This window comes from Vibrio ishigakensis, assembly GCF_024347675.1.
Taxonomy (GTDB): Bacteria; Pseudomonadota; Gammaproteobacteria; order Enterobacterales; family Vibrionaceae; genus Vibrio; species Vibrio ishigakensis.
Map to the genome: position 1 here is coordinate 2,936,224 of NZ_AP024881.1, position 22,566 is coordinate 2,958,789.

23 protein-coding genes are annotated in these 22,566 nt (G+C 46.9%); 8 read left to right on the forward strand and 15 right to left on the reverse strand.

Annotation, left to right across the window (positions count from 1 at the left end; all coding sequences use genetic code 11):
• Positions 1-8: 8 nt before the first annotated feature.
• From ilvM to ilvA, 4 genes are read left to right on the forward strand one after another with little or no spacing between them, the layout of a single operon-like run.
• Positions 9-293, forward strand: coding sequence for an acetolactate synthase 2 small subunit (gene ilvM / locus Pcarn_RS13605; RefSeq protein ID WP_261834347.1), 285 nt, complete (start codon positions 9-11; stop codon positions 291-293).
• A gap of 12 nt (positions 294-305) precedes the next feature.
• Complete coding sequence (locus Pcarn_RS13610; RefSeq protein WP_261834348.1) at positions 306-1,250, forward strand: branched-chain amino acid transaminase; 945 nt, start codon at positions 306-308, stop codon at positions 1,248-1,250.
• Positions 1,251-1,259: 9 nt separating this feature from the next.
• Complete coding sequence (ilvD, locus tag Pcarn_RS13615; RefSeq protein WP_261834349.1) at positions 1,260-3,101, forward strand: dihydroxy-acid dehydratase; 1,842 nt, start codon at positions 1,260-1,262, stop codon at positions 3,099-3,101.
• A 4-nt stretch (positions 3,102-3,105) separates the two neighbouring features.
• Positions 3,106-4,638: a threonine ammonia-lyase, biosynthetic gene (gene ilvA, locus Pcarn_RS13620; RefSeq protein WP_261834350.1), complete on the forward strand. Its 1,533-nt coding sequence runs from the start codon at positions 3,106-3,108 to the stop codon at positions 4,636-4,638.
• Between the two features lie 57 nt (positions 4,639-4,695).
• On the opposite strand, the gene Pcarn_RS13625 is transcribed toward ilvA, so the two are convergent.
• Positions 4,696-6,234, reverse strand: coding sequence for an alanine/glycine:cation symporter family protein (locus tag Pcarn_RS13625; protein ID WP_261834351.1), 1,539 nt, complete (start codon positions 6,232-6,234; stop codon positions 4,696-4,698).
• A 186-nt stretch (positions 6,235-6,420) separates the two neighbouring features.
• On the reverse strand, positions 6,421-7,323 hold the full coding sequence (gene punR, locus Pcarn_RS13630; RefSeq protein WP_261834352.1) for a DNA-binding transcriptional activator PunR: 903 nt from the start codon (positions 7,321-7,323) through the stop codon (positions 6,421-6,423).
• A 104-nt stretch (positions 7,324-7,427) separates the two neighbouring features.
• On the opposite strand from punR, the gene punC reads away from it, so the two are divergent.
• Positions 7,428-8,603: a purine nucleoside transporter PunC gene (gene punC, locus Pcarn_RS13635; RefSeq protein WP_261834353.1), complete on the forward strand. Its 1,176-nt coding sequence runs from the start codon at positions 7,428-7,430 to the stop codon at positions 8,601-8,603.
• 24 nt (positions 8,604-8,627) lie between these two features.
• On the opposite strand, the gene Pcarn_RS13640 is transcribed toward punC, so the two are convergent.
• Entirely contained in the window at positions 8,628-9,629 is a 1,002-nt protein-coding gene (locus tag Pcarn_RS13640) for an AraC family transcriptional regulator (protein WP_261834354.1), read from the reverse strand.
• A 108-nt stretch (positions 9,630-9,737) separates the two neighbouring features.
• Between Pcarn_RS13640 and Pcarn_RS13645 the strand changes: the two genes are divergently transcribed.
• Positions 9,738-10,061 carry an MFS transporter gene (locus Pcarn_RS13645; protein ID WP_261834355.1) on the forward strand — a complete coding sequence of 108 codons (324 nt, stop codon included), beginning with the start codon at positions 9,738-9,740 and terminating at the stop codon, positions 10,059-10,061.
• Positions 10,055-11,278: an HlyD family secretion protein gene (locus tag Pcarn_RS13650; protein ID WP_261834356.1), complete on the forward strand. Its 1,224-nt coding sequence runs from the start codon at positions 10,055-10,057 to the stop codon at positions 11,276-11,278. Before Pcarn_RS13645 ends, Pcarn_RS13650 begins: the two co-directional genes overlap by 7 nt.
• A 39-nt stretch (positions 11,279-11,317) precedes the next feature.
• On the opposite strand, the gene Pcarn_RS13655 is transcribed toward Pcarn_RS13650, so the two are convergent.
• Positions 11,318-12,094 carry a transporter substrate-binding domain-containing protein gene (locus Pcarn_RS13655; protein ID WP_261834357.1) on the reverse strand — a complete coding sequence of 259 codons (777 nt, stop codon included), beginning with the start codon at positions 12,092-12,094 and terminating at the stop codon, positions 11,318-11,320.
• A gap of 92 nt (positions 12,095-12,186) precedes the next feature.
• Between Pcarn_RS13655 and Pcarn_RS13660 the strand changes: the two genes are divergently transcribed.
• Positions 12,187-12,930, forward strand: a complete 744-nt coding sequence (locus tag Pcarn_RS13660) for an amino acid ABC transporter permease (RefSeq protein WP_261834358.1) — start codon at positions 12,187-12,189, stop codon at positions 12,928-12,930.
• A gap of 176 nt (positions 12,931-13,106) precedes the next feature.
• Here Pcarn_RS13660 and glmU read toward each other — a convergent pair whose 3' ends face one another.
• The 11 genes from glmU to Pcarn_RS13715 all read right to left on the reverse strand — a co-directional run bounded on the left by glmU (position 13,107) and on the right by Pcarn_RS13715 (position 22,565).
• Positions 13,107-14,471: a bifunctional UDP-N-acetylglucosamine diphosphorylase/glucosamine-1-phosphate N-acetyltransferase GlmU gene (gene glmU, locus Pcarn_RS13665; RefSeq protein ID WP_261834359.1), complete on the reverse strand. Its 1,365-nt coding sequence runs from the start codon at positions 14,469-14,471 to the stop codon at positions 13,107-13,109.
• Positions 14,472-14,605: 134 nt separating this feature from the next.
• On the reverse strand, positions 14,606-15,028 hold the full coding sequence (locus tag Pcarn_RS13670; RefSeq protein ID WP_261834360.1) for a F0F1 ATP synthase subunit epsilon: 423 nt from the start codon (positions 15,026-15,028) through the stop codon (positions 14,606-14,608).
• 18 nt (positions 15,029-15,046) lie between these two features.
• Positions 15,047-16,450, reverse strand: coding sequence for a F0F1 ATP synthase subunit beta (gene atpD, locus Pcarn_RS13675; RefSeq protein ID WP_261834361.1), 1,404 nt, complete (start codon positions 16,448-16,450; stop codon positions 15,047-15,049).
• 35 nt (positions 16,451-16,485) lie between these two features.
• The gene (gene atpG, locus Pcarn_RS13680) at positions 16,486-17,352 is read right to left on the reverse strand and encodes a F0F1 ATP synthase subunit gamma (protein WP_261834362.1); all 867 of its coding nucleotides are present in this window, start codon (positions 17,350-17,352) and stop codon (positions 16,486-16,488) included.
• Positions 17,353-17,395: 43 nt separating this feature from the next.
• Positions 17,396-18,937 (reverse strand): F0F1 ATP synthase subunit alpha, encoded by a 1,542-nt coding sequence (atpA, locus tag Pcarn_RS13685; RefSeq protein ID WP_261834363.1) that lies wholly within the window; start codon positions 18,935-18,937, stop codon positions 17,396-17,398.
• Between the two features lie 13 nt (positions 18,938-18,950).
• Entirely contained in the window at positions 18,951-19,484 is a 534-nt protein-coding gene (gene atpH, locus Pcarn_RS13690) for a F0F1 ATP synthase subunit delta (protein WP_261834364.1), read from the reverse strand.
• A gap of 14 nt (positions 19,485-19,498) precedes the next feature.
• Entirely contained in the window at positions 19,499-19,969 is a 471-nt protein-coding gene (gene atpF / locus Pcarn_RS13695; RefSeq protein WP_261834365.1) for a F0F1 ATP synthase subunit B, read from the reverse strand.
• Between the two features lie 54 nt (positions 19,970-20,023).
• The gene (gene atpE, locus Pcarn_RS13700; RefSeq protein WP_261834366.1) at positions 20,024-20,278 is read right to left on the reverse strand and encodes a F0F1 ATP synthase subunit C; all 255 of its coding nucleotides are present in this window, start codon (positions 20,276-20,278) and stop codon (positions 20,024-20,026) included.
• A gap of 52 nt (positions 20,279-20,330) precedes the next feature.
• Complete coding sequence (gene atpB / locus Pcarn_RS13705; RefSeq protein WP_261834367.1) at positions 20,331-21,134, reverse strand: F0F1 ATP synthase subunit A; 804 nt, start codon at positions 21,132-21,134, stop codon at positions 20,331-20,333.
• A gap of 8 nt (positions 21,135-21,142) precedes the next feature.
• Positions 21,143-21,532 (reverse strand): F0F1 ATP synthase subunit I, encoded by a 390-nt coding sequence (locus Pcarn_RS13710; protein ID WP_261834368.1) that lies wholly within the window; start codon positions 21,530-21,532, stop codon positions 21,143-21,145.
• A gap of 142 nt (positions 21,533-21,674) precedes the next feature.
• Positions 21,675-22,565, reverse strand: a complete 891-nt coding sequence (locus Pcarn_RS13715; RefSeq protein WP_261834369.1) for a ParB/RepB/Spo0J family partition protein — start codon at positions 22,563-22,565, stop codon at positions 21,675-21,677.
• Position 22,566: the final 1 nt, after the last annotated feature.

Consider the following 22,566-nt stretch of genomic DNA (forward strand, 5'->3'; position numbering starts at 1 on the left):
AGGCACTCATGGAAAGATATTTACTTGATATTAAAGCAGACGATAAACCTGTATTGTTGGAGCGAGTGCTAAGAGTGGTTCGCCACCGTGGTTTTATCGTTCGACAGGTAGCAGGCACTCAAAACCACCACAGCAAGATTGCAAGTGTGGAGATCATTGTTGATAGCGACCGTCCAATCACGTTTTTGACTAATCAGATTGAAAAACTGTGGGATGTAATTAGCGTAGACGTTATTAAGATTAACAACGATGAACTCCCAAACAACAATTTACAACACAAAGTAAGCGCGTAAGGAAGGCAGTAAATGGCGAAGAAAACAGCAGATTATATTTGGTTTAACGGCGAGATGGTTCCGTGGGCAGAAGCCAACGTTCACGTACTAACTCATGCAATGCACTACGGTACTTCAGTATTTGAGGGCGTGCGTTGCTACAACACGCCGAAAGGACCAATTGTATTCCGCCACCTTGAGCACGCTAAACGTCTAAAAGACTCAGCGAAGATCTACCGCTTCCCTATCCCATACTCTGTTGAAGAGATCATGGAAGCAACGCGCGAAACACTGCGTCAAAACAAGCTAGACAGCGCTTACATCCGTCCGCTTGGTTTTGTAGGCAATGTTGGCCTTGGTGTATGTCCTCCGGTAGACACAGAGATGGACCTAATCATCGCAGCCTTCCCTTGGGGTTCTTACCTAGGTGAAGACGCACTAGAGCAGGGCGTTGATGCCATGATCTCAAGCTGGAATCGCGCGGCACCAAACACTATTCCTACAGCCGCTAAAGCGGGTGGTAACTACCTATCTTCTCTACTAGTTGGTGGTGAAGCTCGTCGTCACGGCTATGACGAAGGTATCGCGCTGAGCGTTGATGGCTACCTATCAGAGGGGGCGGGTGAGAACATCTTTGTAATCAAAGATGGCGTAATCACTACTCCACCAGCAACCAGCGCTATCCTGCCTGGTATTACACGTGACTCTATCATGATCCTAGCGCGTGATAAGGGCTATGAGGTTCGTGAAGCAAACATCGCTCGTGAAGCACTATACCTAGCAGACGAAATCTTTATGACAGGTACGGCAGCAGAGATCGTTCCTGTACGTACGGTTGACCAAATCGTTGTAGGCGCAGGCAAGCGTGGCCCTATCACCGAAGACCTACAATCAACCTACTTTGGCCTATTCAACGGCACCACAGAAGACAAATGGGGCTGGCTAGACTACGTATACCCAGCTGACGCAGAGAAATAAGGAACTATTATGCCAATCTATCGCAGTGCAACCACAACACATGGTCGTAACATGGCTGGTGCGCGTGCCCTATGGCGTGCAACCGGCGTAAAAGATGAAGATTTCGGTAAGCCTATTATCGCTGTCGTTAACTCATTCACTCAATTCGTACCAGGCCACGTTCACCTAAAAGACATGGGTCAACTGGTTGCTCGTGAAATTGAAGAAGCGGGCGGGATCGCAAAAGAATTCAACACTATCGCTATCGATGACGGTATCGCTATGGGTCACGGCGGTATGCTGTACTCACTACCATCTCGTGAGCTTATCGCAGACTCTGTAGAGTACATGGTAAACGCGCACTGTGCCGATGCTATGGTATGTATCTCTAACTGCGACAAGATCACCCCGGGAATGCTGATGGCCTCTATGCGCCTAAACATCCCAGTGATCTTTGTATCTGGTGGTCCCATGGAAGCGGGTAAAACCAAGCTTTCTGATCAACTGATCAAGCTAGACCTTGTAGATGCCATGATGCAGAGTGCGGATCCAACGGTATCTGACGAAGACAGTGAAAAGATCGAACGTAGCGCGTGTCCTACCTGTGGTTCTTGCTCAGGTATGTTTACTGCTAACTCAATGAACTGCCTAACCGAAGCATTAGGTCTTTCTCAGCCAGGTAACGGCTCTATGCTGGCTACCCACGCTGACCGTGAAGCACTATTCCTAAGCGCAGGCCAACGCATCGTAGACCTGACTAAGCGTTACTATGAGCAAGACGATGCGTCTGTTCTTCCTCGTAACATCGCAACCAAGCAAGCGTTCGAGAACGCGATGGCGCTAGACATCGCTATGGGTGGTTCAACCAACACGGTTCTGCACCTGCTAGCGGCCGCTCAAGAGGGTGAAGTAGACTTCGACATGGTTGATATCGATGCTATGTCTCGCCGAGTACCTAACCTATGTAAGGTTGCACCATCGACTCCGCTGTATCACATGGAAGATGTGCACCGCGCGGGTGGTGTAATGGGCATCCTAGGTGAACTGAATCGCGCAGGCCTTATCAACAGCCAAGTAAACACGGTTCTGGGTACCACCCTAGAAGAACAATTGGCTCACTACGACATCATGCAGACCGAATCTGAAGAGGTTAAATCTTTCTTCCGTGCTGGCCCTGCAGGTATCCGCACTACTAAGGCTTTCTCTCAAGACTGTCGCTGGGACACTTTAGATGACGACCGTGAAGCAGGCTGTATCCGTGACAAAGCCAACGCTTATAGCCAAGATGGTGGTCTGGCCGTTCTTAAAGGTAACATCGCTCTTGATGGCTGTATCGTTAAGACCGCTGGCGTAGACGAGAGCATCCTAACCTTCACAGGTACTGCTATCGTATTTGAAAGCCAAGAAGACGCTGTAGACGGCATCCTAGGCGGTCAGGTTAAAGCTGGTCATGTTGTAGTAATCCGCTACGAAGGTCCAAAAGGTGGTCCAGGTATGCAAGAGATGCTTTACCCAACCACTTACCTGAAATCTATGGGTCTAGGTAAAGAGTGTGCGCTTCTAACCGACGGTCGCTTCTCTGGTGGTACTGCAGGTCTTTCTATCGGTCACGCTTCTCCTGAAGCTGCGGCTGGCGGCATCATTGGTCTGGTTAAGACTGGCGATGAGATTGCTATCGACATTCCAAACCGTACTATTGAGCTGAACGTGTCAGAGCAAGAGCTAGGCGAGCGTCGTGCTGAGCAAGACCAGAAAGGTTGGAAACCAGAATCACGTCAACGTGAGGTTTCATTTGCTCTGAAGGCATACGCAAGTATGGCTACCAGTGCTGACAAAGGTGCAGTGAGAGACAAATCTAAATTCGAGGGGTAAGACTATGAGTCAAACTCCTCCTAAAACTGGCGCAGAGTACCTGCGCCAGGTACTGCGAGCTCCAATCTACGAGGTGGCGACAGTCACCCCGTTACAAGAGATGCCTCGCCTAAGTGAGCGCTTACAAAACCTAGTTCAGATCAAGCGAGAAGATCGCCAGCCTGTGCACTCCTTCAAGCTTCGTGGCGCCTACAACATGGTGGCTAACCTTACCGACGAGCAGAAGCAAGCAGGCGTTATCGCAGCCTCAGCGGGCAATCATGCTCAAGGTATGGCTTACTCAGGGACACGCCTAGGTATCAACACTACTATCGTGATGCCTAAAACCACTCCAGACATCAAGGTTGACGCTGTACGCGCCTTCGGTGGCAATGTTGTACTTCACGGTAGCAACTTCGATGAAGCCAAAGCCGAAGCAGTACGCCTGTCTGAAGAGCACGGCTATACCTTTGTACCTCCATTTGATCACCCACTGGTGATCGCAGGCCAAGGTACGATTGGTATGGAGATGATCCAGCAAAATGGTCATCTAGATTATATCTTCGTCCCAGTTGGCGGCGGCGGTCTAGCGGCCGGTGTTGCGGTTCTGGTGAAACAGCTGATGCCAAACATCCAAGTGATCGCGGTTGAACCTGAAGATTCTGCCTGCCTAAAAGCAGCGCTGGATGCAGGTAAACCAGTAACACTGGATCAAGTCAGTATGTTTGCTGACGGTGTGGCGGTTAAGCAGATTGGTAGTGAGACCTTCCGTCTGTGTAATCAATATATCGATGGTCATGTGTCTGTTTCTAGCGATGAGATCTGTGCGGCAGTTAAGGATATCTTCGAAGATACTCGAGCAATTGCTGAACCATCAGGTGCGCTCGCTCTAGCGGGTCTTAAGAAGTATGCCGAGCAGCACAAGCTGGTGGATAAGAAGCTAGCTACCGTGCTTTCTGGCGCTAATACTAACTTCCACGGCCTGCGTTACGTATCTGAGCGCTGTGAATTGGGTGAGAAACGTGAGGGCTTACTTGCGGTAACCATCCCAGAGCGTCAAGGTGCTTTCTTTGAGTTCTGCAACATTATCGGTGGTCGAGCGGTTACTGAGTTTAACTATCGCTACAACGACGATGCTAAGGCGAATATCTTTGTGGGTGTGCGCCTGCAAGAGGGCCAAAGTGAGCTCAACAGTATCATCGAAGACCTACAGCAAGCAGACTACCCTGTGGTGGACCTTTCTGATGATGAGATGGCGAAGCTTCACATTCGCTATATGGTGGGTGGTAAGCCTAGCAAACCACTGCAAGAGCGTCTGTATAGCTTTGAGTTCCCAGAGTACCCTGGTGCGCTATTGAAGTTCTTGAGTACGTTAGGCACGCGCTGGAACATCAGCTTGTTCAACTACCGCAACCACGGTGCTGATTATGGTCGAGTATTATGTGGTTTTGAGCTTCCAGAGGAAGACCTAGAGCGCTTCACACGTCACCTAGGCGAGTTAGGTTATGGCTATCGCGATGAGTCGGATAACCTCTCCTATCAGTTCTTCTTAAGCTAAACGCCAAGCATAAAAAAGGTCTAGCAATTGCTAGACCTTTTTCTTATCTATCGAGAGTTACTTAGATGCTTTTACCGCGTCTAGTTCTCCCTCTTGCTCACCTGAAGTCTGTGACTTCTTATTGAACTTGTTTTCCCAGTAGGTAGCACCCTTGATGCCAAGAGCCACTGGGTTAAAGGTATAGTCCTTAACGCCTTGAGCTTTTTGCTGCTCGTAGTCTTTCAGCGCCTTGATTGCTGGCTTAGACAGGAAGAACACAATCAGAATACCAACGATGTTCAGCCACGCCATCAGGCCAACGCCCACATCACCCATAGCCCAAGCTAGGTTAGCTGTCTTGATCGTGCCGTAGAATACCGCTGAGATAAGAACCAGCTTAAGCAGGAACATCAGCCCAGGAACCTTAACTGTGCGACGGATGTACGCGATGTTGGTTTCTGCGATGTAGTAGTAAGCCAAGATGGTAGTAAAGGCGAAGAAGAATAGCGCTACTGCTATAAACGGCTTGCCGATACCCGGTAGTGCGCTCTCGATTGCCATCTGAGTGAACACAGGACCGTTAGCACCGATATCAGAAGCAAGGTTCTGAATGATGAACGCCTCACCTGCACCGTGTACGTTGTACATGCCGGTGATAAGGATCATAAACGCTGTTGCAGAACAAACTAGCAGGGTATCGATGTAGATAGAGAATGACTGAACCAGACCTTGCTGAGCTGGGTGCTGTACGTTTGCCGCTGCTGCTGCGTGAGGACCGGTACCTTGACCCGCTTCGTTGGAATAAACACCACGCTTAACACCCCAACCGATAGCAGCACCAAAGCCAGCCATAGGCGTAAATGCATCACCGATGATCATCGAGAAGATACGAGGTACTTCACTGATGTTCAGTAGAATGATCACAAACGCGGTAATGATGTACGCCAGCGCCATAAAAGGAACCACGATCTGCGTGAAGTTCGCGATACGCTTAACGCCACCAAAGATTATGAAAGCAAGAACCACAGAAACCAGAGTACCAGTGAACACCTTAGCTGCGCTGAAGCTACCCATAGCGGTATTGATCATATCACCACTGCCGAAAGCCGCTTCTACCGCGTTACCAATACTGTTCGATTGAACACCCGGAAGTAGCACACCACAAGCAAAGATAGTCGCGATAGCAAAGATCCACGCATACCACTTCTGACCCATAGCTTTCTCGATGTAGTAAGCTGGACCACCGCGGAATTCACCTTCATCTTCCTCTTTGTAGATCTGCGCAAGAGTCGATTCTGCGTACGCAGTTGCCGCGCCAAAGAAGGCTACAACCCACATCCAGAATACCGCGCCAGGGCCACCAAAACCGATCGCCGCTGCAACACCAGCGATGTTACCTGTACCTACACGACCAGAAAGAGAAACCGCTAGGGCTTGGAAAGAAGAGATGCCCTTTTCTGAGCCTTTGCCAGAAAGAAGCAGGCGCCACATCTCAAAGAAATGACGAATTTGAACAAAACGAGTGATGATGGAATAGAAAAGACCTGCGCCCAAACACAAGTAGATCAGGGCTGGGCTCCAGATGATTCCATTCAAGAAATCAACCAATGACTGCATAAAAAATATCCCTATTGAATGAGTATTGGCACGGAATGATACACAGCAGTAAGTAGATTGTTAAATAAAAAATACTCACAAAACATTAACAATCCTTATTTTTAGGTATAAATCCCGTATTTGACCCTGATTATTAACTATTCCATCCGGTAAACAGCTTGTTTACCTCTATAAAGCCTCGCATAATTATTTCTGTATCCATTGACGATGAAGCCGCTCTGAGTCCCCCAAATACTCCACCATCCAATCGATGAGTTTATTGTTATTCTGCTCACGCCAAACCATGCAGCACTCGCTAGCAGGTGACTCCATATCAAGCTCTTTAATAACCATCTCTCCTGTGAGTATCTGCTGGGCAGCGATGTGATCAGGCAGAAAACCTACACCTATCCCCTGCTTTACACAGCGAACCGCAGTGTGCCAATTGGGAACTAAAAGCCTACGTTGATGGCCGATAACAGGATGATAGCGCTTAGGCAGTTCTCTGGATGTGTCATCGAGACTTATGCTGGGATATTTCATTATGTCTTCGACAGAGAGGGCTTCTAATTCTGCCAAGGGATGGTCATAAGCACACACAAACACCCACTTTAGCTTGCCCATAGGTTTGAGCTTGTAATCACCTCCTACCGGGACAGCAGAGGTAGCACCTAGCACGATATCGGCTCGATTTTGCGAGATGGCCTCCCACGCACCATTGAATACTTCCATGTTGATCTGAAGCTCTGCAAATTCAAACTCGGCATAGAAGTCATTGATGAGATGCTGTAACTGATCCAACTTAACTACATTATCTAAGGTCAGCTTTAGGGTGTTTTGCCAGCCTTGAGCTGCACGTTTAGCCTGGGATTTGGCTTCAGCCAATTGTCGTAGCATGGTCCTCACCTGCTCTAGGAACAGCTCGCCTGCCGGTGTCAGCTCAACCCTTCTAGGCAAGCGACGAAACAGCACCACATCTAGATCTTGCTCTATTTGGCGCACCGTATAACTGACTGAGGATGGCACCTTGTGTAGGTAGTCAGCCGCAGCGGAAAAACTGCCCATACGAGCAACAACATCGAGTAATTCAAAGTTCTTTTCAGAGAGCATAGCTTTCAAAATTTTTGATAGATAACAGGTAATTTTAGCGCTTAATTTGTTCACAAAGCCAACTTAGAATCCCTTTCGTTGTCTCAATTAACCTAAATAACCCTATGTCAGTCACTAAATCACAACTCGCTTATCTAGCTCTGCTCTCTATGCTTGGCTTTATCGCTACCGATATGTATCTACCTGCGTTCCAAACCCTGCAAGCAGACTTTGGTACCGGCCCTGAACCTATTGCACTCTCACTGAGTATTTTTTTGGTAGGTCTAGCTGTGGGTCAGCTCGCTTGGGGAGTCATCTCAGACAAATACGGTTTAAGAAATTCACTGGCTCTGGGTCTGATTGTATTCAGCATCGCCTCTGTAGGTATCGCTCTTAGCTTTACCATTTCTCAACTTCTTGTATTCCGTTTTATTCAGGCGATCGGTGTATGTGCACCTACGGTGATCTGGCAAGCTATGGTGATCAATCGTTACAATCCTGCGGATCGTCAGCGCGTATTCGCCTCGATCATGCCTTTGGTTGCCCTATCACCAGCTCTAGCACCTCAACTTGGTGTGGTACTTAACACCACCCTAGGCTGGGAAAGTATCTTTGCTGTGTTGGCGATTGTTGGTGTAGGGCTTGTCTATATCACCATGAAACTGCCTCATGACAAGCCAAAAGCTGTACAAACAGGCTTAAAGAAAGACCTATCTAGTCTATTTAAGAACCGCACCTTTATCGGCAATGTGATCATCTACTCGGTAACCTCTGCTGCCTTCTTTGCCTACCTCACCGGTATGCCAGAGATCATGACTCAGCTGGGTTACTCAGCTAAAGACATCGGTATGAGTTTCATCCCTCAGACTATTGCGTTTATGGTGGGTGGTTTTGTCGGCAAGAAAGCCGTTGAAAAGCTAGGTGATGGAAAAGTACTGGGTGCGACACTGAGTTTATTTACCCTAGCAGTTATCGCAGTGTTTATCGCAACCCAGAATGAATTGACCTCTATCTGGCCTGTTCTACTGCCGTTCTGCTTTGTAGCTGTGGCTAATGGTGCTCTTTATCCTATAGTGGTAAACCGCGCCCTCTCTAGCGCACAAAACAGCCCAGCAACCGCTGCGGGTCTGCAAAACAGTATTCAGATCTGTGTAAGTAGTTTGGCCAGCACGCTGGTGGCGGTATTTACTCAGTCAGCATTGGTCGCAACAGGATGGGTCATAATCACTTGTATCGGCGGTATCGCTATTGGGCTGATGCTAACTCGCCAATCTAAGCCACAACCACTGCCTGCCGTTTAAAATCTCAAACCCAAGCAGTTTTATCTATCCAATACGATAGTGTTTTTGAAACTGCTTGGGAGTTATCCCTCGGTTACGCTTGAACATTCTCTCAAAGCTCTGTTCATTGGAATAACCAAGCCTAGGTGCTATCTCAGCACCTGACATTCCCTCTTTTAGGTACTCTACAGCTAGATTACTCAGCACATAATCTGTCAGCGTAGAAAAATTCAAGGAGTGGTGCTGAAGCACACGATAGAGTTGCTGTTCCGAGATATCTAACAGATAAGCCACTTTTGATACCTTAGGGAGTCCAAAGTGCCTCGCATAGTTGATCACCTCATAGATAACCTTAAGCTCATCCTCTGGATCCGGCATGTTGAGTAGCTCTTCCAAATCAAAGGTACTCATGGCCAATTTCGCCTTGAAGTCACTCGCTACCTGATAACTAGTGAATCTGTAATTTGCATTGATCCAGAATTCGATACAGGGCTGATTCCACTCGATTTCACAACCAAAGTAAGACTCGTACTTCTGACTATTTACCATCTGACCAGGAAGGCGAAGCTTAACCGGAGCAAAGGACTTACCCAGACAAAAGGTCAGCACCTTGTGCATCAAGATTGCCATACGGATGCTTTCATGGACTATGGTGCTAGGGCCGAAGTTTTTTGAGGTGTAGGTCCATTTAATAAATGACCTCGTCTTCTTGCCAGAAAAAAACGCACCAGATTGCAAACATCCCAAACCAAAACTTAGCCTTCGAATAATCAAGGCCAAGTCATTGCAAGAGAAAATCCACCTACCCAACAACCCCATTTTTGATAACTCAATGTCAGTGCAAGCAGACAAAACAATGTCTGGATCCTTTGACTGCTCAATCAAACGTTCAAACCAGCGATCCATCTCTTTCGCAGGAATCAATGTCATCGGATTGTCGAATACCGTCAGAGGTATACCGAGCTCCTCTACCCTAATCCCCATTATCTTCAGGTTAGGCAACATGTACTGAACGCTGAGGGTGCGCATAAATCGATTTTCTTTCATGACAGATTTCTTCGAAATAGGCTTAGTTTTGATAAAAACTGTCATAAACAGTCACTAAGTGCAAATCAAATCCACAATGACCTCCCCATCCATAGAAGATTGAAAACAATGAGCTTAATTAATGTTCCTTTTGTTGGCACCGGAGTAGATACGGCGCTACATGTTGTTTCTACTTTAGTTCTAGTAGGCTCCATCTCGGCTGCTGTTTATGGTTTCTGGAAGCTACACGAGATTCCTATCCACAAAGCACACTCTAGTGGTCATCATCAGATTGGACTCATCACAATACTGACCTGGATAGGCTTTATCTGGCATTGGGTATGGGTACTCGCGATCATTATTGCCTTTGTCGATCTGGAGCAAAGCGTGATTCGTCTTAGAGAAATCTGGAAGGGTAATTCCTCTGCAGAGTCTAAGGAGGAGTCATGTTAGAAGGACTAGCCGTCTGGGCACTGTTTATTTATCTACTGCGATTGGTGGGTATGCCTTGGAATGCGGCGACTAAAAGCTTTGCCTACCTCGGTGGTGGAGCTTGGCTGATGTTTGTATGGGTCGGCTTGATTAACTATACACCCATGGATATTTCTGGAGGCTCAGTAGTTCAGTCACCTCATATACAGCTCCGCCCAGCTTCAGCCGGCATCAATGGCAAGGTTGAGCATATCTATATCGAGCCTAACCAAGATATCACTCAGGGACAGCTCATCTATGAGCTTGAAAAGACCCCGTATGAAATCGCTTTAGACAAAGCTAAGACCTCAAAGAAAAACGCTGAAATAGCGGTTGAGAAAGCTAATGACGAGATCGCGATTGCAGAGGCTACTCATGCCACCTTGGAAATGCAGATGAAGGTTGCATACAGCGAGTTAACCGCAGCGCAAGTGGACTATGAGCTTGAAACCAAAACCCTACACAGATTTGTGACGCAAAATCGTGTTGTTAAGAACTCAATATCTCAAAGTGATATAGACAAACAAACTAGCTTAGTAGAACTCTCTAAACAGAAGATAGTCACCATACAAGCGGATATCGCTACCCAAGAGGTTGAGGTACAGAAAGCGTATCTTGAGATTGGTCAGGCTGAGCTCAATTATCAATCTAAACAGAGTGAACTGCTGGCTGCGGAAGGAGATATTAAACAGGCACAGTGGAACCTAGATGCAACCAAAGTACATGCTCCAGCGGATGGCTTTGTCACCAACTTTATCCTGCGTGAGGGCCAGCTTGTCTCTTTGGCGCCAAGGATACAAATGTACACAGACGAAAAGTATGTGCTGATGAGGGTCAACCACCAGGCTATCCGAAATGTTAAGAAAGGTATGACTGCAGAATTTGCATCAGCAGTATATCCAGGAAAGATCTTCTCTGCAGAGGTGGAAGGCATCGTCGAAGCGACTGGAGAATCCCAAGGTAACCTGTTTGGGGTCGACCAAAGCGTACGCTCGGTGACTGGCCAAAACGTAATGAACAAGCATCACTTTGTTAGGCTCAGGATAGAAGAGCCTGAGGGCTACGATATCCCGGTCGGCTCAGTAGGACTCGCTTGGGTCAGTGGTGAAAAGCCGAATTCTTTCCTAAATTTCTTGGACGTGATTCGTGGCATTATCATCCGTATGAAATCTCAGTTGTATTTCTTCTACTCTGTCTAAAATAAAAAAGGAGCGATCAAGTCGCTCCTTTTTTCAGTTCTATAGGCTAGTTAGGCCCCATTTCTTGGCAGTCTCATCGAAGAAACCTTGAGTCTTCTTCAGCTCAACCCAGTGGTTTACGTAGTTGATCCATACTTGGTCATTTTGTGGAAGCAACATAGAGATAGGGGTTGGGTTACGCGGCTCTTTTACCGGCACAACCGCTAGCTGTTTAAACTTCTCCACCAGCGTTGCAGCCTCTACGTTTGAGGTTACCGATACATTAGCACGACGTGCTAGGATTTCCTGAAAATCACGCGCTGGCGCTTCGATAACGATGTGCTGAGCCTCTGGGAAGAACTCCTTCACCATCTTTTCTTGTACTGTACCTAGAGTGGCTGCCACTTTGATATCAGGCTTGTTGAAATCAGCCCAATCCGAGTATTTGTCTACATCTTTCTTAGGAACTACTGGAACAAACGCTAGATAGAAATACGGCTGGCTATAGCCTGCAACCTTAGCGCGAGACATATTCAGGGATGCAGAACCTGTGATGTCGTACTTACCAGCAGTAATACCATTTACCAGTGTCTTCCAGTCGGTCGCAACGTACTCAACCTTAACACCTAGGTCTTTTGCAAGCTCAGTAGTCACATCGATATCGAAACCGCGATAGCTGTTGCTAGCAGGGTCTTTCATCGTCATTGGGTTCCAATCACCCGTAGTACCAACCTTAAGTACACCCGAGTTTAAGATCTGTTGTAGTCGGCTGGTTTCAGCCATAGCTTGAGAGAGGGAAAGCAGAGAAAGGCCCAAGGCCAAAATAAACTTCTTCATCATAAATCCTTTTAAAAGCGGTAACGTTTATTCCAATGTATTGTTACCATACCTATTCTATATGAAAAATTGTGCTTAAGGATGGGCATATTGTGAAATTAAATACTCTGACGGTAGCAGTATGTTGTTTATTGCTGACCGGTTGTTCAGATTATGAGTGGGGCTGGTACGTTCTAGACCCGTCCACAGAACAGGGACAAATAAACCTCAAATTCCTTATAGCTGGCTTTTCCAGTACCATCAGCGTCTCCTTGCTGAGTATGGTATTTGCCATGCTGATTGGTCTGATAATCGCCCTCCCCGCGCTTTCATCTAACCCTTGGGTTCGCTCCATCAACCGAATCTATGTAGAGGCGATTCGTTCTATACCTGTATTGGTACTATTGTTGTGGGTCTATTACGGCCTACCGACACTTCTCGATATTAGTCTTAACCATTTCTGGGCGGGCGTGATTGCCCTTTCTATCGCTGAAAGCGCCTTTATGGCCGAGGTATTCCGTGGAGGTATCCAAGCCATTAACCGAGGCCAACATGAAGCCTCACATGCCCTAGGTCTTAGTTATTGGAAAACCATGCGACTGGTTATCTTCCCGCAGGCGTTGCGTCAGATATTGCCTCCGCTGGGTAATCAGTTCGTGTACATTCTTAAGATGTCTTCACTGGTGAGTGTGATTGGTCTGTCTGATCTGACTAGGCGTGCTAATGAGCTGGTGGTTAATGAGTACTTACCTTTGGAGATCTATACCTTCCTAGTTCTAGAGTATTTGGTGCTGATTCTGGCGGTGTCGCAAGGGGTTCGTTGGCTTGAGAAACGTTATGCTATTCCTAATCACTGATGTGGGTGGAAGATACCGGATAGCCTCTGCGAGGCTTCCGGTATGACGATGCTCTTTGGTCAGAAATTGCTAACTTAAGATAATAAAAAACCGAAGGCCTTTGGCCTTCGGTTTTTTTCATTTTCGTCATCCCGGAACTTGCAAAGCAAGTATCCGGGATCTTTAGCAACTCAGGTCTACTTCTTCTTAACTGGACGTTCCCAGTCAGAAATACGACGCTCTTTCGCGCGAGTGATTACTAACTGATTCGCTTCAACATCTTTAGTAAGAGTCGTGCCAGCACCAACGGTAACACCATCAGCGATGGTTACAGGAGCGATTAGCTGGCTGTCAGAGCCAACGAATACATCATCGCCGATGATGGTCTTGAACTTGTTCGCACCATCGTAGTTACAGGTAATTACACCCGCACCTACGTTTACGCGCTGGCCAATTTCAGCATCACCAAGATAGGTCAGGTGATTAGCTTTAGAACCTTCACCAAGACGTGCATTCTTCACTTCAACGAAGTTACCCACGTGAGAGTCGTTACGTAGCTCAGCACCAGGGCGAAGACGTGTAAATGGACCTACAGTACAGTCTTCAGCAACGGTTGCGCTCTCGATGATAGAGTAAGGACGCACTAACGTGTTGTCGTCAATCTCACAGTCGATAAGCACACAGCCAGCACCGATAGTCACGTTATCGCCGATGGTTACATTACCTTGAATAATCACGTTAGCATCGATCTCAACGTCCATACCACACTGCAATGTGCCACGAAGATCGAAACGGTTTGGATCGCGAAGCATAACGCCCTGCTCTAGTAGCTTCTCTGCCTGCATCAGTTGATGTGCGCGCTCTAGTTTCGCTAGCTGACGACGATCATTTACGCCCTCAACCTCGATTGGGTTAGCTGGGTGTACTGCTTCAATCTTCTGACCATCAGCGTGAGCCGCTGCGATAATGTCAGTTAGGTAGTACTCACCCTGCGCATTGTCGTTGCTTAGGTTAGATAGCCAGCGCTTAAGGTCCTTACCGTCAGCCACCAGCACACCAGTGTTGATCTCTTGGATAGCCTTCTGCTCTTCAGAGGCATCCTTTTGCTCAACGATAGCAACCACAGAGCCGTTCTCACGCACGATACGACCGTAACCGGTTGGGTTATCTAGAACCACGGTCAGAAGGCCTACACCGCCTTCAGGCTGTGCATCTAGAAGTGCTTCTAGGGTTTCGCTTGTGATTAGAGGAACATCGCCATACAGCACCAATACCTTCTCATCGTCAGCGAACTGAGAAGAAGCTTGGTCTACCGCGTGGCCTGTACCTAGTTGTTCTTTTTGTTCAACCCAGCTTACTGGCTCATTGCCAAGGGTTGCTTTCATCTGATCAGCACCGTGACCAAATACAAGGTGGATATTGTTTGCACCTAGACCAACACAGGTGTCGATCACGTGCTTAGCCATAGGCTTACCTGCCAACGTATGCAGTACTTTTGGTTTTTTTGAGTACATACGCGTGCCTTTACCGGCCGCGAGGATGACTGCACTAAAGTTGTTCATTGCTTAATCCTTAAAACTGACGTTCGTAACTTATCGCTACATTTTAACCTATCAATGTGAAGATAAGTAGTTGGCTTAAAAAACAAAAAGGTGACCCTAGGGTCACCTTTTTCAATACGCTACGGCTAATGTTATTAGCGACGCTTTCTCGTAAGTTCTGCAACTCGGATCTGAGCGATCGCTTTAGCCAATTCACTGGCTGCCTGAGCAAAGTCCATGTCGCCATGCTGATTATGGATATTCTCCTCAGCTTTGCGCTTGGCTTCTTCTGCTTTAGACGCATCAATGTCTTCACCACGGATTGCAGTGTCAGCCAGTACAGTCGCTGTACCAGGCTGAACTTCTACCATACCACCAGAGACATAAATGAACTCTTCGTGGCCGTGTTGTTTCACGATGCGAACCATACCAGGAGTAATAGCGGTCAACAGCGGGGTGTGGCCATGGAAAATACCTAGCTCACCTTCGCTACCGGTCACCTGGAACGTCTCTACGCGACCAGAGAAAAGTCTTTTCTCTGCGCTTACTACGTCAAGGTGAAAGGTCACTACTGCCATATTGCCTCCTAATTAGACTTACAGCTTCTTAGCGTTCTCTAGAGCTTGGTCAATGCTACCGCAGTACATAAACGCTTGCTCTGGGATATCATCGTAGTCACCAGCTAGTAGACCTTTGAATCCACGTAGAGTCTCTTTAAGAGGTACGTAAACACCTGGGTCGCCAGTAAATACTTCTGCTACGTGGTAAGGCTGAGTTAGGAACTTCTCAATCTTACGTGCACGAGATACAACTTGCTTATCTTCTTCAGAAAGCTCGTCCATACCTAGGATAGCGATGATGTCTTTCAGCTCTTTATAGCGCTGTAGAGTCGTTTGAACGCCAGACGCGATGTCATAGTGCTCTTGACCTACAACCAATGGATCTAGCTGACGTGAAGTCGAATCCAATGGGTCGATCGCTGGGTATAGACCCATAGCTGCGATGTTACGGTTAAGTACAACCGTTGCATCCAAGTGCGCGAACGTCGTTGCTGGAGATGGGTCAGTCAAGTCATCCGCAGGTACGTATACCGCCTGAACAGATGTGATAGAGCCAGTCTTAGTCGACGTGATACGCTCCTGAAGTACACCCATCTCTTCTGCTAGAGTTGGCTGGTAACCTACCGCCGATGGCATACGGCCTAGAAGTGCCGAAACCTCAGTACCTGCAAGGGTATAACGATAGATGTTATCAACGAACAGTAGAACGTCACGACCTTCGTCACGGAAACGCTCTGCCATTGTTAGACCAGTCAGTGCAACACGTAGACGGTTACCTGGTGGCTCGTTCATCTGACCGTAAACCATTGCTACTTTTGATTCTTCAGGCTTCTCGATGTTTACAACACCAGCTTCCTGCATCTCAAAGTAGAAGTCGTTACCTTCACGAGTACGCTCACCTACACCAGCAAATACTGATAGGCCAGAGTGCTGTAGTGCGATGTTGTTGATAAGTTCCATCATGTTAACGGTCTTACCTACACCTGCACCACCAAATAGACCGATTTTACCACCCTTAGCGAATGGGCAAATCAGGTCGATAACTTTAACACCAGTCTCTAGAAGTTCAGTCGCGTTAGACTGCTCTTCGTAGCTTGGTGCTTCACGGTGAATCGCGTAGTGCTCTTCAGCACCGATCTCACCACATTCGTCAATCGCGTCACCTAGGACGTTCATGATACGACCAAGAGTTTTCGTACCTACTGGAACCGTGATAGGTGCTTCAGTGTTCTCAACTTTTAGTCCACGACGTAAACCGTCCGAGCTACCCATTACGATAGTACGTACTACACCGCCACCAAGCTGCTGCTGAACTTCAAGAACTAGACGTTCTGGAGCGTCAACAACGTTTAGTGCGTCGTATACACGTGGTACTTCGCCTTGTGGGAACTCTACGTCGACTACCGCACCGATGATCTCTACGATCTTACCTGTAGCCATTGTTAATCCTCTAAACTAATTCGTTTTGCCTAAAACTAAACCGCAGCTGCACCAGAAACAATTTCTGATAGCTCTTGGGTAATCGCAGCCTGACGAGCCTTGTTATATACAAGCTCTAGGTCATCAATCAGGTTACTTGCGTTATCCGTTGCTGCTTTCATTGCGATCATTCGAGCCGCTTGCTCACAAGCAAGGTTTTCTACCACGCCTTGATACACGCTTGATTCGATATAACGAACAAGAAGTGCGTCTAGCAGTGGCTTTGGCTCAGGCTCATAAATGTAGTCCCATTGATGATCGCGCTGCATATCTTCGCTGTCTGATTTAGGTAAAGGCAGTAATTGATCGATCGTTGGTTCTTGAACCATAGTGTTCACGAATTTGTTGAACACTACGTACAGGCGATCCAACTCACCTTCATCATATTTCTTCAGCATTACGCCTACAGAACCGATCAAGTCTTCAAGGCTTGGTGAATCACCTAGGCCAGATACTTGAGCCGCTACTTTCGCGCCGCTGTTGTTAAAGAATGCAGTAGCTTTGGTACCAATAATGGCAAGCTCAACCTCTGCACCACTTTCAGACCAAGTCTTCATATCATTGATAGCTTTCTTGAACAGGTTAATGTTCAAGCCACCACAAAGACCACGGTCTGTAGAAACTATGATGTAACCAACACGCTTGGCTTCGCGCTCTTCTAGGTACGGATGTTTGTACTCTAGACTGCCCGCAGCCACGTGACCGATCACCTTACGCATTGTTTCAGCGTATGGACGAGACGCTTCCATCGCATCTTGCGAGCGACGCATTTTTGAAGCGGCTACCATTTCCATCGCTTTCGTAATTTTCTGAGTGCTCTTAACACTACCGATTTTATTACGTATCTCTTTTGCGCCGGCCATCGTTACTCTCCGTTAGAAGGTGACTCTATGAGCCACCAACCTATTACCAAGTTTGGGTTGCTTTAAAATCAGTTACGATCTTATTTAGCGTTGCTTCAATCTCATCGTTGAAGGCACCCGTCTGGTCGATCTCGTTCGCGAAGTCAGCGAACTGACCACGAGCGTACGACAGAAGTGCAGCTTCGAAATCTAGAAGTTTGTTGATTTCTAGATCTTCTAGGAAACCGCGCTCCGCAGCAAAGATAACTAGTGCTTGGTCGAATACTGACATAGGAGCGTACTGCTTCTGTTTCATCAGTTCGGTTACCTTAGCACCGTGGTCTAGCTGCTTCTTAGTCGCTTCATCAAGATCAGAAGAGAACTGAGCAAATGCCGCTAGTTCGCGGTACGCTGCAAGTGCGGTACGGATACCACCTGACAGTTTCTTGATGATCTTAGTCTGAGCAGAACCACCTACACGAGATACTGAGATACCTGGGTCAACCGCTGGACGAACACCTGCGTTGAATAGCTCAGTCTGTAGGAAGATCTGACCATCAGTAATCGAGATTACGTTGGTTGGTACGAATGCCGAAACGTCACCTGCTTGGGTCTCGATGATAGGAAGAGCAGTTAGAGAACCAGTCTTGCCTTTCACTTCGCCTTTAGTGAAGTTTTCTACGTACTCTTCGCTTACACGAGCAGCACGCTCTAGTAGACGTGAGTGAAGGTAGAATACGTCACCTGGGAATGCTTCACGACCCGGTGGACGTTTCAGTAGTAGAGAAATCTGACGGTACGCTACCGCTTGCTTAGATAGGTCATCGTATACGATAAGCGCATCTTCACCGCGGTCACGGAAGTACTCACCCATTGCACAACCAGCATATGGTGCTAGGTATTGCAGTGCAGCAGATTCAGAAGCAGAAGCTACAACAACGATGGTGTTAGCCAGCGCGCCGTGCTCTTCTAGCTTACGTACTACGTTTGCGATAGTAGAAGCTTTCTGACCAATAGCTACATAGATAGAGTAGATACCAGAGTTCTTCTGGTTGATGATTGCATCGATCGCCATCGCTGTTTTACCAGTCTGACGGTCACCGATGATAAGTTCACGCTGACCACGACCGATTGGGATCATTGAGTCAACTGACTTATAACCTGTTTGTACTGGCTGATCTACCGATTTACGGTCGATTACGCCCGGTGCGATAACTTCTACAGGAGAAGATAGTTTCGCGTCGATCGGACCTTTACCATCAATAGGCTCACCTAGGGTGTTTACAACACGACCTAGCATTTCTGGGCCTACTGGTACCTCAAGGATACGACCAGTACCTGTTACTTTCATGCCTTCCTGAAGGTCAGCATAAGGGCCCATTACTACCGCACCAACCGAGTCACGCTCAAGGTTAAGTGCTAGTGCATAACGGCCACCCGGTAATTCGATCATCTCGCCTTGCATAACGTCTGCAAGACCGTGAATACGGATAATACCATCGCTTACCGATACGATAGTACCTTCGTTGCGAGCTTCATTAACAACGTCGAAAGACTCGATACGCTGTTTAATTAGATCGCTAATTTCCGTGGAATTAAGTTGCATGCTCCAATCCCCATTAAGACTGCAATGCATCGCTCAGACGGTTCAAACGACCGCGTGCTGAGTTATCGATGACTAGGTCTCCGGCTCGAATAATAACCCCTGCTAGAAGGGTCTCATCTATACTGCAATTCAGCTTCACTTTGCGTTCGAAACGCGACTCAAGCTTGCTAGTAATTTCTTTTAGTTGCTCAGCTGACAGCTCGGTTGCAGACGTAACGTCTACATCGATTGTCTTGTCGTGCTCTTGTTTAAGAACCACGAACTCAGCAAATACAGCTGGCAGTGCTTTTAAGCGACCGTTCGCTGCCATTACCTTAAGCAGGTTTTGACCGTGCTCATCAAGTTGTTCGCCACAAACCGCAATGAAGATTTCTGAAAGCTTGTTGGCTGTTACTGAGCCATCAAGAATTTCAGCGATTTCATCGTGCTTTGATACTTCGGCAGCAAAAGCCAGCATTTGACCCCATTGGTCTAACGCGTTCTTTTCCACCGCAAAGTCGAATGCTGCTTTAGCATAGGGGCGTGCGATTGTTACCAAATCAGACATAGACGCCCCTTGTATTAAAGTTTCGCAGTAATGTTATCAAGAATATCTTTTTGCGCGTCTTTATCGACTGAGCGCTCCAGGATCTTCTCTGCACCAGCAATAGCCAGAGTAGCAACTTGTTTGCGCAGCTCATCGCGTGCACGGCTACGTTCAGCTTCAACTTCAGCTTCAGCTTGTGAAAGGATTTTTTGGCGTTCTGCCTGTGCATCCTCACGAGCTTCATCAATAATTTGAGCTTTACGCTTGTTAGCCTGTTCGATGATCTCAGTTGCTGTGCGCTTCGCTTCTTTCATTTGGTCAGAAGCGTTGGCTTGTGCTAGGTCCAAGTCTTTAGCTGCGCGTTCAGCGGCAGCAAGACCGTCAGCAATTTTCTTCTGACGTTCTTCAATAGCTTGCATTACTGGCGGCCATACATATTTCATGCAGAACCACACAAACATAGTGAAGCTAATTGCTTGACCTAGCAGAGTTGCGTTCATTTCCACAACAGCTACTCCTATCTAATTAATCAACAAAGTTCAGATAACTTGGATCTTTTATTAACCTAGTTGACCAACAAATGGGTTAGCGAATGTGAATAGTAGAGCGATAACGATACCGATCATTGGGATTGCATCAAGTAGACCAGCGATGATGAACATCTTAACTTGAAGCATTGGAGCCATTTCTGGTTGACGAGCAGCGCCTTCTAGGAACTTACCACCTAGGATTGCGAAACCTACAGCAGTACCAACTGCACATAGACCTACGATGATCGCAACAGCAATAGCAGAAAAACTTAGAACAGTTTCCATTTTTAGATTTCTCCAATATTTATTTTAGAGTTAGGTTTAAAAATTTTTATTATTAATGATTGTCTTCATGAGCCATTGATAGATAAACGATCGTTAGCATCATAAATACAAAGGCTTGAATCAAAATAACCAAAATGTGGAAGATAGCCCATGGTAGGGAACCTACCCATTGTAGATACCAAGGTAGCATTGCAGCACAAAGGATGAATACAACCTCACCAGCAAACATGTTACCGAACAGACGCATACCCAATGAGATAGGTTTCGCCAGTAGGGATACTGTTTCCAACAACAAGTTGAATGGAATCATTAGCGGGTGATTAAACGGATGTAGTGCTAGTTCCTTTGCAAAACCTCCGATGCCTTTCACTTTGATGCTGTAGTAAATCATCAAAGCAAATACACCTAGAGCCATAGACATTGTGATACTCACGTCTGCGGTTGGAACAACCTTCAGATAAGGAATACCCATTAGTTCGGCTGGATATGGTAAGAAGTCGATAGGCACAAGGTCCATCAAGTTCATTAAGATAATCCATACGAAAATGGTCAATGCCAACGGTGCAATTAATGGATTGCGTCCATGGAAAGTGTCGCGAACGTTCTCACCAACGAACTCAACTACCATTTCAACAAAACACTGCAACTTACTTGGTACACCAGTTGTTGCTTTCTTTGCTACTGAGCGAAATACCCAAAGGAATAACACACCAGTCAACACAGAAAAGAACAGGCTATCGATATGCACGTTCCAGAAACTGCCCTCGCTTACAATACCTAGTTTAGCTAGAGATAGGTGTTGTAAGTGGTGCTCAATGTAACTGGAAGATGTCAACGCTTCACCAGGCGTAGCCATAACTTTTCCTATTTTCTTTTGTTAATTAAAAACACTGGTCCAAACATATTTATTAATAGAACCAGCAAATAGGTTAGTTTGAGAGGAACGAGTTCCAACTCCATATACACGTAGGCTATCGAAAACAAAACGATCGTCAGGAGAATCTTGAGTGCTTCACCGGTATAGAATGAGAAAGCGACCAATTTAATCGCCCTAGCACCCGCATACAGAAAAGCAAACATCGCGAACACTGCATTAGCAATGACAAAAATGCCACCACCAATTAGCGCCGACATCCCCCAACTTGGATTGAACGCAATGCTCATTCCAATAGCCATGAAAATAACCACGCTTAACTCAATCAGTAGCATTCGCCCTGCGAGCTCGCGCCCCGGTTTAGCTAGCGTCGTTACCATGTATTTTTACCTCGAAAAACAATCCCAGCTGAAAGCTAAGATTTCGAAATTTCTTCTTATCGTCACGCATTATGCGCAAACAAGCACCGAAAAGACAAGCAAATGAGCGTCTATTTGTCTGATCTTTCGCCAGGTCGAATTATCACACGATGCGCTCTAACTTAGCGATCAACTGTTCTAATTTGTGAGGTTCATCAACACTAATTGTCAATTTAGCGGAGCCGTTCTTGTTTCTAATCAATGAAACGGAGTTTCCTAAATTTTGTGACAATTTTTCTGACCAGATTTCAGCTTCCTGATCGACTACTTTTTGTGCAGATTCTTGAGGTGGTGTCAGTGCTTTTTTAACCAATTGCTCGGTTTGGCGAACGGTCAAACCACGTTTAGCAACCTCATTTGCAACCTCAATTTGCAGTTCATCTTGCAGTGCAAGTAAGGCGCGGGCGTGGCCCATCTCGAGTTTCTGTTGTTCAACGAGTTTCTTAACCTCGCTCTGAAGTTGGTTAAGACGCAGTAGGTTACTGACAGCGGTACGAGATTTGCCGATCACATCGGCAATCTGTTGGTGGGTAAGTTCAAACTCAGCCTGCAAACGCTCAAGGGCCTGTGCCTCTTCAACCGCGTTTAGGTTTTCACGCTGAATGTTTTCGATAAGCGCCATGGCAATGGCCGCTTTGTCTTGAACTTGTTTTACGACACAAGGAACCTTCTTCAGGCCCGCTTGTTTCGCCGCACGCCAGCGTCGCTCACCGGCTATGATTTCATAGTCTGACGATGGCAGTTGGCGTACAACGATAGGCTGGATAATGCCTTGGGATTCGATAGATGCACTCAGTTCACTCAGTGCATCGGCGTCCATCTCCTTACGTGGTTGATAGACACCTGGTTGGAGGCGCTCAATGGCAATATCCTGCAGCTCGCCGTTTTCCGACTGGGCTGGGGTGGCAACTTCTGCAGGCGCGCGTTTTTCTCTCGCAATGGCACTGGTTGAAAGCAGTGCATCGAGTCCTTTACCTAAACCACGCTTTGACATT